At 66.1% G+C, this 14662-nt stretch carries 14 protein-coding genes; 4 read left to right on the top strand and 10 right to left on the bottom strand.

Annotated elements, in window-relative coordinates; genetic code table 11:
- Positions 1-16 precede the first annotated feature (16 nt).
- The 4 genes from ssb to K320_RS0108810 all read right to left on the bottom strand — a co-directional run bounded on the left by ssb (position 17) and on the right by K320_RS0108810 (position 3325).
- Complete coding sequence (ssb, locus tag K320_RS0108825; protein WP_024538475.1) at positions 17-556, bottom strand: single-stranded DNA-binding protein; 540 nt, start codon at positions 554-556, stop codon at positions 17-19.
- 133 nt (positions 557-689) lie between these two features.
- Entirely contained in the window at positions 690-1871 is a 1182-nt protein-coding gene (locus tag K320_RS0108820) for an MFS transporter (protein WP_024538474.1), read from the bottom strand.
- A gap of 189 nt (positions 1872-2060) precedes the next feature.
- Entirely contained in the window at positions 2061-2735 is a 675-nt protein-coding gene (locus K320_RS0108815; protein ID WP_024538473.1) for an MT-A70 family methyltransferase, read from the bottom strand.
- A complete protein-coding gene (locus tag K320_RS0108810; protein WP_024538472.1) occupies positions 2732-3325 on the bottom strand; it encodes a BglII/BstYI family type II restriction endonuclease in 594 nt (197 codons plus the stop codon). Before K320_RS0108810 ends, K320_RS0108815 begins: the two co-directional genes overlap by 4 nt.
- Positions 3326-3422: 97 nt before the next feature.
- Here K320_RS0108810 and K320_RS0108805 point away from each other — a divergent pair, with 97 nt between their 5' ends.
- From K320_RS0108805 to uvrA, 3 genes are read left to right on the top strand one after another with little or no spacing between them, the layout of a single operon-like run.
- Complete coding sequence (locus tag K320_RS0108805; RefSeq protein ID WP_024538471.1) at positions 3423-3998, top strand: DedA family protein; 576 nt, start codon at positions 3423-3425, stop codon at positions 3996-3998.
- A 23-nt stretch (positions 3999-4021) separates the two neighbouring features.
- Entirely contained in the window at positions 4022-5146 is a 1125-nt protein-coding gene (corA, locus tag K320_RS0108800) for a magnesium/cobalt transporter CorA (RefSeq protein ID WP_024538470.1), read from the top strand.
- A 32-nt stretch (positions 5147-5178) separates the two neighbouring features.
- Entirely contained in the window at positions 5179-8115 is a 2937-nt protein-coding gene (gene uvrA, locus K320_RS0108795; protein WP_029695973.1) for an excinuclease ABC subunit UvrA, read from the top strand.
- Between the two features lie 54 nt (positions 8116-8169).
- On the opposite strand, the gene K320_RS0108790 is transcribed toward uvrA, so the two are convergent.
- The 6 genes from K320_RS0108790 to K320_RS0108765 form a co-directional block, all read right to left on the bottom strand.
- A complete protein-coding gene (locus K320_RS0108790; protein WP_024538468.1) occupies positions 8170-9072 on the bottom strand; it encodes an ABC transporter permease in 903 nt (300 codons plus the stop codon).
- A gap of 6 nt (positions 9073-9078) precedes the next feature.
- On the bottom strand, positions 9079-9858 hold the full coding sequence (locus K320_RS0108785) for an ABC transporter ATP-binding protein (RefSeq protein WP_024538467.1): 780 nt from the start codon (positions 9856-9858) through the stop codon (positions 9079-9081).
- A gap of 14 nt (positions 9859-9872) precedes the next feature.
- Positions 9873-10847 carry an ABC transporter substrate-binding protein gene (locus K320_RS0108780; RefSeq protein WP_024538466.1) on the bottom strand — a complete coding sequence of 325 codons (975 nt, stop codon included), beginning with the start codon at positions 10845-10847 and terminating at the stop codon, positions 9873-9875.
- Between the two features lie 24 nt (positions 10848-10871).
- Complete coding sequence (locus K320_RS0108775) at positions 10872-11888, bottom strand: dipeptidase (RefSeq protein WP_024538465.1); 1017 nt, start codon at positions 11886-11888, stop codon at positions 10872-10874.
- Between the two features lie 209 nt (positions 11889-12097).
- Entirely contained in the window at positions 12098-13363 is a 1266-nt protein-coding gene (gene ubiM, locus K320_RS0108770; protein WP_024538464.1) for a 5-demethoxyubiquinol-8 5-hydroxylase UbiM, read from the bottom strand.
- Between the two features lie 16 nt (positions 13364-13379).
- A complete protein-coding gene (locus tag K320_RS0108765) occupies positions 13380-13850 on the bottom strand; it encodes a hypothetical protein (protein WP_156913908.1) in 471 nt (156 codons plus the stop codon).
- 148 nt (positions 13851-13998) lie between these two features.
- On the opposite strand from K320_RS0108765, the gene K320_RS0108760 reads away from it, so the two are divergent.
- Positions 13999-14637 (top strand): hypothetical protein, encoded by a 639-nt coding sequence (locus tag K320_RS0108760; RefSeq protein ID WP_024538462.1) that lies wholly within the window; start codon positions 13999-14001, stop codon positions 14635-14637.
- Positions 14638-14662 lie beyond the last annotated feature (25 nt).

Raw genomic sequence — 14662 nt, 5'->3', positions numbered from 1 at the left:
CCGCCGCCCGCCACGGTCAGAACGGAATATCGTCTTCCATATCGCCGAAACCGGCGGCCGCACCGGGCGGCTGCGGTGCGGGAACAGGCGCACGCGCCGGGGCCTGCATCGGCGCCGCGGAACGGACGGGCGGTGCCGGCGAGCGACGGGGCGCATCAAAGCTGCTGCCTTCGCCAAAGCCATCATCATCAGGATAGCCGCCTGCGCCACCGCCCTGGCCCTGGCGGCTGCCCAGCATCTGCATCACGTCCACGCGAATCTCTGTGCTGTAGCGCTCCTGCCCGTCCTGCGCCTGCCACTTGCGCGTGCGGATGCTGCCTTCCACGTAGATCTGGCTGCCCTTGCGCAGGTACTGCCCGGCAATCTCGGCGAGCTTGCCGTTGAACACCAGGCGGTGCCATTCGGTGTGGTCGCGCTGCTCGCCGGTCTGCTTGTCGCGCCATTTGTTGGTGGTGGCCAGCGTGACGTTGGCCACCTGGTCGCCGCTGGGGAAGGAGCGCATCTCGGGGTCGCGCCCCAGATTGCCGACGAGAATCACCTTGTTGACCGAAGCCATGGAATTTCCTTGAAAGTAGCCCGGGTGATGGCGCAGAGGGGCCCGGGCCAGATTGCGTAGGTAGCGGCCCCTGCCAGACCGCAAGTGCGCAGCATAGCCGGATTGGCGGGCGGGGTGAACACCCCAAAAAAATTCAATGTCCGCTGGTGCGCGCCACCGGCTTGAGCGGCCAGGTCCAGATCAGCCAGGCCAGGCTGACCAGCGACGTGGCGATGAACAGGCCCTGATCGCCGCCCCATTTCACCAGCGCGCCGCCCACCGCGCCGCCCAGGAACAGGCCGATGGATTGCAGCGTGTTGTAGGTGCCCAGCGCCGCGCCGCGCAGATTGTCCGGTGACATGCGCGAGACCAGGCTGGGCTGGGTGGCCTCCAGCACGTTGAAGCCGCAGAAGAACACGAACAGCATCGCGCCCAGCACCCACAGCGACAACGCGCTGCCGCCAGCCGCCAGCAGGCCGAAGCCGATCTGCGCGACGACGATCAGGCCAATCGAGAGCAGCAGCGCGCCGCGCAGCTTGCCCCGGCGCTCCATCGAAAAAAGGCCGCCCATCGCAACCAGCGACAGGACGATGGCCGACAGATAAACCTGCCAGTGCTGCGCTTTCGGCAGCCCCGCCTGCACCAGCATCGCCGGCACAGAAACCCACATCGACATCTGCACCGTGTGCAGCGCGCAGACGCCGAAGTTCACCCGCATCAGGTCACCGTGGCGCAGTACGTCGGAATATTTGCCACGCGGCGCGTTCACATGCTGGCGCGGCTCGGGCGGCACCACCCACAGCACCATGGCGATGCCCGCGAGCGTGAGCGCGAAGGTCAGGCCGAACAGGCCCGAGAGCCCCATCCACGCCGTCAGCACCGGCGCCGCCACCAGCGCAATGGCAAACATCATGCCTATGCTGATGCCCACCAGCGCCATGGCCTTGGTGCGCACCACCTCGCGCGTCTGGTCGGCGAGCAGCGCCGTGACCGCCGCCGACACCGCGCCCGCGCCCTGGATCGCCCGCCCCAGCAGCAGCCCCATCAGCGTGTGGGCCAGCGCCGCCACCAGGCTGCCGATGGCAAACACCACCAGCCCGGCGACGATGATGCGCTTGCGCCCGAAGCGGTCGGACGCCATGCCCAGCGGCAGTTGCAGAAAAGCCTGCGTCATGCCGTAGGCACCCATTGCCAGGCCGACCATCGCCACATCATTCCCACCGGGGTATTTGCGCGCCTCCAGCATGAAGACGGGCAGCACCAGGAACAGCCCCAGCATGCGCAGCGCAAAGATCAGCGCCAGGCTGACGCTGGAGCGCCGCTCGGTGGCGGTCATGCGGTGGGCGGCGGGGTCGGGGGGGGTGATCGTGGAAGTAGACATCGGCTCAAACGCCCGCGCCGCCAGACGTCGGCCGAGGCCGTGTATTGTCGGTCATCAGATGCCGTCCGCAGGAAAGCTGGAAAACGCCAACCGACTCGGTGCATCGGCCGCAGCGCCCCGCTGGCGCGCCTCACCGGCTCGGACTCAGGCGCTGGCAAATTCCAGAGCAGACTGATCCGGGTGGATGGCCTCGCCGCGGTGCGCGGCAGAATGGTTCTTATAGGTGGACCAGTCCGGTACATACGCGTCGGCCTGGTCTCCCCACGTCACCCATCCAGGGCGCGAGCCGCGCGCGAACATTTCCAGGAACGGGCCCGGGCTGCATGCTTCGACGATGTCGTAGAACTCATCGGGCTTGCGCGAATGCTCGCGTTTTTGCGTCTTGAGGATGTTCACCTGCCTGCGGCCCGGCGCCAGGGTACGGGCGTTCTTGCCGCGCGTGCCAAACAGGACCAGCTCGGTGGTATTGCGAAAGTAAAAACCCACACCCCGCCCGTCGGGGCCACCATCCTTGCGGATCTTGTGCCAGACGAGATTGGATTTGTACTGGAAGCCCCAGGCCTGCATCACCGCAAGCCCTTCGGGCAGCAGTGCGTTGGGCACCCAGAGATACAGATGTGCCGTGTCCTGCATTGCGTCACGCACGGGGAGCGCCTGGATGTCTTCCAGCGTCATCGTGGCGTAACGGGACAGGCGCCGGTGCTCCGGTGCCACCTTGCCGGTGCGGTTCTGGAACTGCCAGGGGGGATCTGCCAGCAAGGTGGCGAACTTGCGACCACTCAAGCGCGTTAAAAAATCCTGCGAGGCGCAATGACTCATGGTTGATCCTCTTCGTAAAGCTGGGCGCCGATGCCAAAGGCCAGAACCGGGCAGCCGCCCCCGCCGCCCCCTGCGATGCGCGGCAGAAGCTTGGCCATGTGCGTCGTGGAGGCTCCATAGCTGCTGCCGCGCCCCAAGCCATCAAAAATGGCCTGCAAGGCATCCGTGCGCGTGATGATGACGCCGACGCTGATGGCGCGCAGTTCAAACAACAGCCGAAAATTGTTCAGGTCCCGGTCGAAAAACGGATCCTTGTTGTTCCATTCGATTTCCACCGCGACGCGATTCCTGAAGCAATCCACCTTGTGCGTGGGTGCGTCGCGCGTGGCGGCATCCACCTGGATGCGGGTAAGAAACAGTTTTTCTTCCCAGCCACGCTGGTACAGAAAGCCATCGATATGCTCCGCGACCTTGCTCTTGCGCCCACCACCGACCGTCAGCCAACTCTTCTTCAATCGGAACTGCACGAGCAGATCGCACAAATCGCGCCACTCGGCGGGAAAATCCTGCCGCAGGATGGCGCAGGCGTGCTGGTACTCATGCACCTCATAGCGCGAGCGGATGAAGTCCGGCAGCAAATCGACGCCCATGGATAACTGTCTATAGATCCAGTTTCTGATCTTACCCCAAGCTTGACTCACGGACAATTGCGGCCCAGCGGCCGACCCGCTGGAACGCCGTGACGCCATGGACCACCTCATTGAACACTGGATCGCCCACTACGGCCTGATCGCCGTCTTCCTCGGCTGTCTGGCCGAGGGCGAGACGGCGGCTCTGCTGGGCGGGTTTTTCGCGCACCAGCAGGTGTTTGCGCCGTGGCAGACGGTGCTGGCCGCATTCTGCGGTGCCACGCTGGGGGATACCGGCTTCTTCCTGCTGGGGCGGCGCTTCGCGCAGCACCGCTGGGTGCAGAGGCTGCGCGCGCAGCCGGGTTTTGACCGGACCGACCGGCTACTGCGCGCGCACCCCAATCTGTTCGTGCTCTCCAACCGCTTTGTCTACGGCATGCGGCTGGTGGGCGGGGTGGCGGCGGGGCTGGCCGAGATCGGCCTGGCGCGCTTCATCGTGCTCAACATGCTCTCGGCGCTGGTCTGGGCGCTGCTGTTCACCACAATGGGCTATCTCTTCGGCCTGGGTGCACAGCAGGTGTTGGGGCGCGCGCTGCATGCGCACCAGCGGCTGTGGCTGGCGCTCGCTCTGGTGCTGGCGATGGGCCTGGCGGCGCTGCTGGTCCGGGCACGCCGGCGCCGCACCGGGTCCTGAGCGCTGTGATAGCTTTCGGTACCATGAAACCCAAAAACGGCGCGCGGCTTTCCGGGCTGCGTCGGCAGCGGCAGCATTTTCGCAACTGGCGTCCGGGCGCCGTCCCCGGGTCGCTGGAGGGCAGCCCCGCCGCCGCCACTCCGGACACTGCGCCTGCCAGCATCGGCCTGCTGCGCTACGGCGCGCAGGGGGTGCTGGCCGAGCAGCGCCTGATCGCGCTGGCCGGCTTCCAGACACCGGCACCGCAGGCCACGGAAGTCACCTGGCTGCACCTGCAGGGCCAGCCCACGAGCGAGCAGCTCAAGGCCCTGGGCCAGACCTTCGGGCTGCACCCGCTGGCGCTGGAGGACGTGCTGCACCGCGAGGCGCGCGCCAAGCTTGAATCGTTCGAAGCGCAGCAGTTCGTGGTGCTCAGCCATGTGCACCGCGGCAGCGGCGATGGGTTCTGCGCCGATCCGGTGACGTTTTTCCTGGGCCGCAACTACGTGATCAGCGTGAACCAGGGGCCGCAGGATATTTTTGAACCCGTGCGTGAACGCATCCGCTCCGCCACGCGGATCTGCGCGCATGGCGCCGATTACCTGCTGTATGCGCTGCTGGACCTCGTGGTCGATACCGCCTTTGTGCTGCTCGAAGAGCTGGGCGACCGGCTGGAAGTGCTGGAAGATCAGATTCTGGACGAGCCCGATCGCAATGCGCGCAACCAGATCCACTACGCCAAGCGCGAGCTGGTGCTGATGCGCCGCGCCTGGTGGCCGCAGCGCGAGGTGATTGCGGCACTCATGCGCGACGAAGAGCGGCTGCTCTCGGACACCACGCGCCTGTACCTGCGCGACTGCCACGACCACGCGGTGATCGTGGTCGATTTTGTCGAGACCTACCGCGAGATGGCCTCCAGCCTGCTCGACACCTACCTCTCGGCGGTGAACCAGCGCATGAACGACATCATGAAGGTGCTCACCATCATCGCCACCATCTTCATGCCGCTGGGCTTCATCGCCGGGCTCTACGGCATGAATTTCGACACCGCCAGCCCCTGGAACCTGCCCGAGCTGCATTGGCGCTATGGCTATTTCTACGCGCTGGGGCTGATGGGCGCGGTCGTCGTCGGCATGCTGGGCTACTTCAAGCACAAGCGCTGGTGGTAAACGGCCGGTAGTCCGATAATGTTCGGTTGCCCATGAATCACCCAACCGAGCCCCTGCCCCTCGCGGATTCCCTTGAGGGCCTGCCGCTGTCCGTCGCCCTGCGCCGCCAGCGCATCGCGATCCGCGGCGCGCGCACGCACAACCTCAAGAACATCGACCTCGACATCCCCAGCCACCAGCTGGTGGTGATCACGGGGCTGTCGGGCTCGGGCAAGTCCTCGCTCGCCTTCGACACGCTCTACGCCGAGGGCCAGCGGCGCTATGTGGAAAGCCTCTCGACCTACGCGCGCCAGTTCCTCGGGCGCCTCGATAAACCCGACGTCGATCTGATCGAGGGGCTCTCGCCCGCCATCGCGATCGAGCAGAAGGCCACCAGCCACAACCCGCGCTCCACCGTGGGCACCGTCACCGAGATCCACGACTACCTGCGCCTGCTGTACGCGCGCGCCGGAACGCCCTACTGCCCCGAGCACGACCTGCCGCTGGCCGCGCAGACCGTGAGCCAGATGGTGGACAGCCTGCTCGCCATGCCCGAAGGCACGCGCCTGATGCTGCTGGCGCCGCTGGCGCGGCAGAAGAAGGGCGAGTTCACCGAGGTGTTCGCGCAGATGCAGCAGCTCGGTTACGTGCGCTTTCGCGTCGATGGCAAGGTGGTGGAGGCGCACGAGCTGCCCGCGCTGAAAAAGACCGAGAAGCACGACGTGGACGTGGTGATCGACCGCGTGAAGGTGCGCGCCGATCTGGCGCAGCGCCTGGCCGAGAGCCTGGAAGCCGTGCTGCGCGTGGGCGGGCACGACGGCGCCGGGCGCGTGATCGCACTCGACATGGACAGCGGCCATGAGCAGGTGTTTTCCAGCAAATACGCCTGCCCGGTGTGCAGCTATTCGCTGCCGGAGCTGGAACCGCGCCTGTTTTCCTTCAACTCGCCCAGCGGCGCCTGCCCGGCCTGCGACGGCCTGGGGCAGCAGGAGGTGTTCGATGCGGCGCGCGTCGTCGCCTTCCCCGGCATCAGCCTGGCCAGCGGCGCCATCGCCGGTTGGGACCGGCGCAACGCGCTGTACTTCGGCATGCTGCAAAGCCTGGCGGCGCACTACGGTTTCGAGGTCGATACGCCGTGGGAAGACCTGCCGCAGGCCGTGCACCACATCATCCTGCAGGGCTCGGGCGACGAGGAAATCGCCTTTACCTACTTCGCCGATGGCGGCAAGCCCGTCGTCAAAAAACACCCGTTCGAGGGCGTGCTGCCCAACCTCGCGCGGCGCTGGCGCGAGACCGATGCGCCCGGCGTGCGCGAGGCGCTCGCCAAGCTGCGCAGCACGCAAGCCTGCGGCGAATGCCACGGCGCACGCCTGCGCACCGAAGCGCGGCACGTGTACATCGGCGAGGGCGAGGAGCGCCGCGCCATCCAGCAAATCACGCACCTGACACTGCTGGCCGCCCACGCCTGGTTCGCGCACCTGCAGATGAGCGGCGCGAAGGCCGAGATCGCGCGCAAGATCGTGCATGAGATCGCCACGCGCCTTTCGTTCCTCAACGACGTGGGGCTGCCGTACCTGAGCCTGGCGCGCAGCGCCGACACGCTTTCGGGCGGCGAGGCCCAGCGCATCCGCCTGGCAAGCCAGATCGGCTCGGGCCTCACCGGCGTGATGTATGTGCTCGACGAGCCGAGCATAGGCCTGCACCAGCGGGACAACGACCGCCTGATCGCCACGCTCAAGCACCTGCGCGACCTGGGCAACAGCGTGATCGTCGTCGAGCACGACGAGGACATGATCCGCGCCGCCGACCACGTCATCGACATGGGCCCGGGCGCGGGCGCGCACGGCGGGCGCGTGATGGCGCAGGGCAGCTGGCAGCAGCTGTGCGCCGTGCCCGAATCACTCACCGGGCAATACCTGTCAGGCACGAAAACCATAGCTGTACCCGCCCATCGCACGCCGCGATTGCCCGCAAAAGAATCTGAAAAGATCCAGGCCATCCACATTGCGGGTGCCAGTGGCCACAACCTGCAGCGGGTGGATGTGGATTTCCCCGTGGGACTCTTCACCTGCGTCACCGGTGTCTCGGGCTCGGGCAAATCCACGCTGGTGAACGACACCCTGTACCGCGCCGCCGCCCACCAGATTCACCGCGCGCAGGCCGAGCCCGCGCCGCATGAGGCCATAGCAGGGCTGGAACTCATCGACAAGGTGATTGCGGTGGATCAATCCCCCATAGGCCGCACGCCACGCAGCAACCCCGCCACCTACACCGGCCTGTTCACGCCCATCCGCGAACTCATGGCCGAGACCAACACCGCCAGGGAGCGCGGCTACGGGCCGGGGCGCTTCTCGTTCAACGTCGCTGGCGGGCGCTGCGAGGCCTGCGAGGGCGACGGCGTGGTGCGCGTGGAAATGCACTTTCTGCCCGACGTGTACGTGCCCTGCGACATTTGCCACGGCCAGCGCTACAACCGCGAAACGCTGCAGGTGCAGTGGAAGGGCAAAAACATCGCGCAGATTCTCGACCTCACGGTGGAAGACGCCTGGGCCTTCTTCAAGGATGCGCCCACCATCGCGCGCAAGCTCGAAACACTGCTCGATGTGGGCCTGTCCTACATCCGCCTGGGCCAGAGCGCCACCACGCTCTCGGGCGGCGAGGCGCAGCGCGTGAAACTGGCGCAGGAACTCTCGCGCCACGATACCGGGCGCACGCTCTACATCCTGGACGAGCCCACCACCGGTCTGCACTTCGCCGACATCGATTTACTGCTCACGGTGCTCAAGCGCTTGCGCGACGCGGGCAACACCATCGTCGTGATCGAGCACAACCTGGACGTGATCAAGACCGCCGATTGGCTGATCGACATGGGGCCCGAGGGCGGCGCTGGCGGCGGGCAGGTGGTGGCGGTGGGAACGCCCGAGGCCGTGGCCGCGAACCCGGCGAGTTTTACCGGGCGCTATTTGCAGCGGTATCTACAAAAACCCTAGCTGAAAGCGCTTATCGGGCCAGCATGGAGCCTGAAAATCTTTTGCAAGCCTGGCCTACACGCGCAGACTCTCACGCGCTGCACCGCGCGCGCGAAAAGCCGGCAGACCCAGCGTAATCAGGACGAACACCGCGGTGGCGAGCTTAAGATCGCCAGGTTTGAGGCCCGTGGACAAGCCCAGCGAGATCAACTGGTAGTAGATGACACTGCCCACCACGGGCGCGAGCAGCTGCCGCGTGACCGTCTGGCGTCCGACGATGGCCTCGCCGATCACGAGCGAAGCCAGGCCGTTGATCAGCACACCCAAACCCATGCCGATATCGGCATAGCCTTGCAGCTGCACGACGAGCGCGCCGGCGAAGCCGGTCAGGCCGTTGGCCAGCGCCAGTCCCGCGATGGTGTAGGCCCAGACGCTGATGCCGAGCGACGGCGCCAGGTCGGCGTTCACGCCGATCACACGCAGCGCGGCGCCGGATTCCGTTCCCAGATACCAGCGCAGGATGGCGAGCAGCAGCACGGCCAGCACCGCGAAGAAGGCCACCTGCAGGCCCACGGATTGCGTGAGATCGGGGTGAATCAGCTGGAACAGGCTTGACGTATCGAACAGCGCGACGTTGGACTGCCCCAGGATGCGCAGGTTGACACTGTACAGACCAGTGAAAACGACGATGCCCGCGAGCAGCGGGCTCAGCCCGAAGCGCAGATTCACCAGCGCCGTGATCACGCCGGCGAGCATGCCTGCAAGCACGCCGGCAAGCGTCGCCAGCACGGGATGCCAGCCCAGCAGCAGCGTCGCCGCCGCCACGCACCCGCCCAACGGAAATGAGCCCTCGCAGGTCAGATCGGGGAAACCCACCAGCCGGAACGGCACCATGATGCCCAGCACCAACAGCGCATACACAAGGCTCTGCGCGAAGGTGACCGGCACCAGGTTGATGAAGCTCAGCAGGATGTCCATCTCGGTTCAGTGCTTGAGCAGCATACGGTCGCTGCTGATCTGAAAACGTTCAATCAGCGCCTCGGTCGTCAGCGCGCGCTTTTCCTCGTCGCTCACGTCGTAGCGAATGCGACCTGCGTCCATCATGATCAAGCGGTTGCCGGTGGCAATCGCCTGGTCCATGTTGTGCGTGACCATCAGCGTGGTGAGTCGACGCTCGGACACCGCTTGCAGGGTGGCCTGCATCACCCGGTCGGCCGTGCGCGGATCGAGTGCCGCCGTATGCTCATCGAGCAGCAGCACCAGCGGCTGCGATACCACGGCCATCAGCAGTGACAAGGCCTGGCGCTGGCCACCCGAGAGCAATGCAACCTGGGTGGTGAGGCGATTTTCCAGCCCCAGGCCCAGTGCCGCCAGCCAGTCGCGGTGCCCTGCGCGGCGGCGCTCGGTGAGCAATGCACGCGCCCTGTGGCTGCGTCCACGCCGCTCGGCGATGGCCAGGTTTTCTTCGATCGTCATCGCCGCCGCGGTGCCCACCATCGGATCCTGAAACACCCGCGTGACCATGGCCGCGCGCTTGTGCGGCGCCAGCCGGGTGATGTCCCGACCCTCCATCGTCAAGCTGCCCTCATCGGGGATCACCGCCCCCGCGATGGTGTTGAGCAGCGTGGATTTGCCGGCGCCATTGCCGCCGATCAGCACGACGAAATCGCCCTGCCCCACGCTCAGGTCAACGCCATCAAGCGCCGGACGCGACTCGGGCAGGTCCTGGTTGAAGGTCTTGCGCAGGCCCCGGCACTGCAACACCGGCACGCTCGCGCTCACTTGATGACCCAGGGGCTGTCGGCCAGACTGGCCGGCACGCTCAGCCCTACCGCGGCCAGTCCCTTGGGGCTGATGTAGGCATCGAAATCCTCAGGCTTGGGCACATAAGGTGGAATATCGGCAGGTTTCTCGCCATTCAGGATGCGATTGGCGATGTCCGCCGCGTGTTCTCCGTTCTTGGTGTAGGAGACGGCGTGAAAGCCGGCGAGCTGGTTCTTGAGCTTGTCTGAATAGACCGAGTTGAACAATGGCACGCGCAACCGCTGCGCCACCTGCGCCAGCACCGGAATCGAGGTCTGTACGATGTTGGACTGGATCTGGTAGATCGCATCCACCTTGCCCGCGAAACTCTGGGCGCGCTGCGCAATGTCATTGGCGTTGTCCACCGGCACCGCCACCGCTTCCAGCCCCAGCTTCCGGGCAGCCTTCTTGTACAGGTCGATGTTGGTCTTGTCGTTGTCTTCACCTGGGTTGTAGAGGGTGCCCACGCGCTTGACGCTGGGCACGACCTGCTTGACGAACTCCAGCGAGGATTCGAAATCCTGCAGCAGCGTGGCGCCGCTGGCCCAGGCTGAGCCATGCTGCCAGTCGGGCACGACACCGGCAACCACCGGGTCCACGACCGAGCCGAAGACGATGGGGATGGACTTGTCCTTCACGCCGCGCACCGCCGCCTGGATGATGGGCGTGGTGATCGCGAAGATCAGCGCGGGCTTCCTGGCCTCGGCGCGCTGCAGCACCTGCGGCACCAGGCTGCGGTCGAAATTGGCGTGCAGGTAGTCGAACTCGACCTTGCGCCCTTGCTTTTCACTGAGCTGGATGAGGTGCGCCTTGAAGCCGTCGGCCACCTGGCTGAGCGCCGGGTGCTCGCCGAAGCTGACGATTTCGATCAGCCTGGGCGCGGTGGATTGCGCCAACGCGCTGCCGGTCAGCGCCAGTGTCAGGATGCCAAGCCAATGCCTGAGTTTCATGGATAGTCTCCAGCAGATGAGCCATCAGTGGGCAGCGCCGGGCCGCCAGTTCGCGGCCGCCACCCTGAGGAAATTTTCGCCAAGCACGCCGATGATGGCGTCCTTGTCATAGCCCCGGCGCATCAGCGCCTCGACCAGTTCCGGCAGCGCCTCGGGCTTGACGTCGGCCCAGGGCGGGCGCGGATAGCCGCGCTGCGCCATCAAGGGGCTGGCGTCATAAAGCTGCGTCATGAAGTCCTGGTAGAACACCACGTCCAGGCCCAGGCCCACATGCTGCGGCCCCACGAGCTGCGCGATGTGGTCGATGTGGCGCACCAGCCCGGCGACGCCCGAGCTGTTGTCCTCCGCGACGAAGGCGCCGATGGAATTCACGCCGATCACGCCGTCGCGGGACGCCAACGCGCGGATCTGCTCGTCGGTGATGTTGCGCTCGTGCTGCTTGATGGCACGCGCGTTGGAGTGCGAACAGATCACCGGCTTGCTGGAATGGTCGATGATGTCCAGCGAGGTCCGGATGCCTGCGTGGCTGATGTCGAGCATCATGCCGACGCGGTTGGCCTCGGTGACGAAGGCGCGCCCCAACATCGACAGACCGGCATCACCCGGTTCATGGCAGCCATCACCCAAGGGATTGCGGGTGTTGTAGGCGGGAATGATCCAGCGCACCCCCAGGCGGTACCAGAAGGCCAGCAGCGCGGGTTCATGGCCCAGCGGGCCGGCACCCTGCAGGTGAAAGCCCACACCGAGTTTGCCATCCACCTTGGCACGGCGAACATCCTGAACGCTCTCGACGACGCGCAGGTCCGGCTGCAATTCCAGCCAGCGGCGCTGCCTGGCGAAGTGCCTGAGCGCAGGCTCGGGCCGGTCCCAGTCGGCACCTATGGTCAGCGAGACAAACGAGAAGCCGCTGGCGTGAAAGCGCTGCAGCATGCTTGGCCCCTCGGCCAGGCACTCGGGCGTCCAGCCCACGGCGCTTTCCCATACGAGGGACTGCCTGATCAGTTGCGCAGCGGTTGGTGCCAGGGCGGAAGTGGAACTCATGATTTCATATCAATGATGGTTCATATATAAACTTCAATCAACGCATGCATCGCGTCGCCGCCAGCGAAGAGGCGCGAGCAGGACTGGAGAATACTTCACGCACGCCACGGAAATGAAATGGCCTGCATGAGGCACATGTATGCAGACGAGGAAGTTCGCCGGCTTGCGTACGGATCGCCGGAAAAATTGGGGAAATGGCCAAGAATGCCTTATGGCATTTCATTGGCTGCGTTTTCCTCAAGCTTCCGAGGTGTCTTTGGCCACGCTGGCCGCCGCCCCGTCAACTGGCTCACGATCGCGGCTTTGAGTGGTGGGAAATTCTCCGACGCAACCAGCACCGCCCGGCGCAGCGCGCGCGGCAGGGCACGTTCATCGGTGTAGAGCTGCACGATGGCATTGGTGCCGGCAAAGATGGGCCAGGCGTGCAGCCGGTGCAGACGCTCATAGCGCGCAAGCTGGCGTGCATCGCCGATGTCGTGGCCGCGCCGGCGGGCAAGCACCAAAGTTTCGGTGAGCGATTGCACGCCCGAGAGGCCGATGTTGAAGCCATGCGCCGTCACCGGGTGCGTGCCCACGGCCGCATCGCCCGCCAGCGCGCAGCGCGGCCCGGCAAACTGCTGCGCCCAGACGGCGACCAGCGGGTAGCTGTGGCGCTCGCCCACCATGGCCATGGCGCCCAGGCGATGCTCGAACTGCGCGGCGATGCGCGCGGCGTAATCCTCGGGCGGCAGCGCCAGCAGCGCCTGCGCCTGCGCGCCGTCCACCGTCACCACGGCGGATACCAAGGGGCTGCCACCTTCGGGGCTTGGGGGCAGCGGCAGGATGGCCAGCGTGCTGTGGTGGTCAAAGCATTCGTGCGTCACCTCGCCGTGGTCTTTCTCCACGCGCATGCGGCAGACGATCACGCTGCGGCCGAAGTCGTGCATCGAGGCGCCTATGCCCAGCTGGCGGCGGATGCCGGAAAAGCGGCTGTCCGCCGCGACGATGAGCGGCGCGCCGAGCTGCCGCCGGCTGCCGCCCTGCGTGAAATCCACCACCGCGCTGTCAGCGGTGATGCGCACGCCTTCCACGCGCGCACCGGGCAGCAAGGTGACGCCTGGCGTTCTGGCTGCCACCGCATGGGCCGTGCGCCTGAGTGCGTGGTTCGGCACGATCCAGCCGAGGTTCTCCATGCCGCTGCCTGACGCGTGCAGCTGCATCGGGCGGTGTTCGCCGACCGCGCCGTTGTGCACCCGCGCCTCGCGCAGCAGGCCGATTTCGTGCGCCGCCAGTTCCTGCCAGGTGCCGAGCCGCATGAGCAGCGCGCGGCTGGGGTGGGTGAGCGCGATTTCGCGGCCATCCGAGGGCGGATCAGCCAGCACGTCCGCCTCCTGCAGCTCCAGCACCGTCGCCTGAAAACCCGCCTGGGCCAGGGCGATGGAAAGCGTCAGGCCGACGGGGCCGCCGCCGACGATGAGGATGTCGCTGTCTTGCATGGGGGTGTAGTCTGCTCTACGCACCTGCCGATTGTGGACGCACCGGCGCCGCGACCTGGGTAAAGCCCAGATGGTGCATGCACTCGCGCAGCAGCAAAAGGGCGGCGGCCCCGTGGCGGCCCAACCTCAGATCGGCCATGGCGTCGCGGCGGCCACTGCTGGCGAGCGCCAGCCTTTCAAACAGGGCTTCGACGGCATCGCGGGGCAGAGGCTCGTGCGCTTCGTTCAGCCTCAACAAGGCGCAAAGCGCCGGGTCCTGCACCAGCAGCAGGCCGCGCGCCGCATGGCGCAGGCCCGAGGCAGACAAGGCGTCTTCCACCACGTCGATGGCGCGCTCCAGCTCCACCGCCAGCGGCGGCTCATGCAGAAACAGCGGCTCCGCGATGTCCTGCAGGCCGACCGTCAGTTCTGCCAGCACCTGTTGATCCTGGATCAGAACGGTGGCGTGCGGCTGCAGGAGCAGCAGGGGAGCCGTCGGCATGTTCATGGTGCTTTGCATATACGCCTGCCGCAAGCGATGCGGGAAGGGGCTCGCCGATCATAGGAGAGCGGTAGGGGCTTGAAGGCCCGTGCCGTGGCGTTTCGCCTGTGCTGCCTACAGTCTGCCCATCTCTGATGATTCGCAAGGACGGGAAATGACACACACGCAAGCCCTCAAAACCTTATCCGCCGCCGCCGTGCTGGCACTGCTCTCCGGGTGCGCCAGCAACCCGTTCGGCGGCCCCCATTACGTTGCGCAGCTGCAGCCGCTCAATACCGGCGTGACGGGAAGCGCAACGACCGGCCAGGCCACCTTCACCGAGCAGGGCGGCGCGCTCACCATCGACGTTCAGGTCAAGGGCGCGCCGCCCAACATCGAGCACTGGCAGCACTTTCACGGCTTTGCCGACGGGCGCGCGGCAACCTGTCCCAAAATGTCGGACGACCCCGACACCGACAAGATCCTGGACCTGCTGGAAACCGCTCCGTTTGCGGGCACCACCATGGTTCCCTTCATCGCGCATCCGGCGACGATGGACATCCCCAAGGGCACCTACCCCAAGGCGGATGCCAGTGGCGCCTACCACTACCACGTGACGGTGCCGATGGCCGAGTTGCAGGCGGCGTTCTCCAAACAGTTTCCAGGTCAGAAGCTCGATCTCGACAAGCGTGTGGTGTTCATCCATGGCGTGCCGGGCAGCACCAAATTGCCCGCCAGCGTGCAATCGCTCGGGCCGATTCCGGCGCAGGTGACGCTGCCGATTGCCTGCGGGGTGATCCGCAAGGCGGGCTGATCGCCTGAGACACAGCAAGCCCAGA

The organism is Comamonas badia DSM 17552, assembly GCF_000484635.1.
Taxonomy (GTDB): domain Bacteria; phylum Pseudomonadota; class Gammaproteobacteria; order Burkholderiales; family Burkholderiaceae_C; genus Comamonas_C; species Comamonas_C badia.
Note: the sequence above shows the minus strand (reverse complement) of the source record. Positions and strands in the feature narration are given on the sequence as shown.

Bases quoted from the DNA above. Each gene is read 5' to 3' on its own strand.
- ssb (WP_024538475.1), bottom strand. From the start codon at position 556: ATGGCTTCGGTCAACAAGGTGATTCTCGTCGGCAATCTGGGGCGCGAC.
- K320_RS0108820 (WP_024538474.1), bottom strand. From the start codon at position 1,871: ATGACCGCCACCGAGCGGCGCTCCAGCGTCAGCCTGGCGCTGATCTTT.
- K320_RS0108815 (WP_024538473.1), bottom strand. From the start codon at position 2,735: ATGAGTCATTGCGCCTCGCAGGATTTTTTAACGCGCTTGAGTGGTCGC.
- K320_RS0108810 (WP_024538472.1), bottom strand. From the start codon at position 3,325: ATGGGCGTCGATTTGCTGCCGGACTTCATCCGCTCGCGCTATGAGGTG.
- K320_RS0108805 (WP_024538471.1), top strand. From the start codon at position 3,423: ATGGACCACCTCATTGAACACTGGATCGCCCACTACGGCCTGATCGCC.
- corA (WP_024538470.1), top strand. From the start codon at position 4,022: ATGAAACCCAAAAACGGCGCGCGGCTTTCCGGGCTGCGTCGGCAGCGG.
- uvrA (WP_029695973.1), top strand. From the start codon at position 5,179: ATGAATCACCCAACCGAGCCCCTGCCCCTCGCGGATTCCCTTGAGGGC.
- K320_RS0108790 (WP_024538468.1), bottom strand. From the start codon at position 9,072: ATGGACATCCTGCTGAGCTTCATCAACCTGGTGCCGGTCACCTTCGCG.
- K320_RS0108780 (WP_024538466.1), bottom strand. From the start codon at position 10,847: ATGAAACTCAGGCATTGGCTTGGCATCCTGACACTGGCGCTGACCGGC.
- K320_RS0108775 (WP_024538465.1), bottom strand. From the start codon at position 11,888: ATGAGTTCCACTTCCGCCCTGGCACCAACCGCTGCGCAACTGATCAGG.
- ubiM (WP_024538464.1), bottom strand. From the start codon at position 13,363: ATGCAAGACAGCGACATCCTCATCGTCGGCGGCGGCCCCGTCGGCCTG.
- K320_RS0108765 (WP_156913908.1), bottom strand. From the start codon at position 13,850: ATGAACATGCCGACGGCTCCCCTGCTGCTCCTGCAGCCGCACGCCACC.
- K320_RS0108760 (WP_024538462.1), top strand. From the start codon at position 13,999: ATGACACACACGCAAGCCCTCAAAACCTTATCCGCCGCCGCCGTGCTG.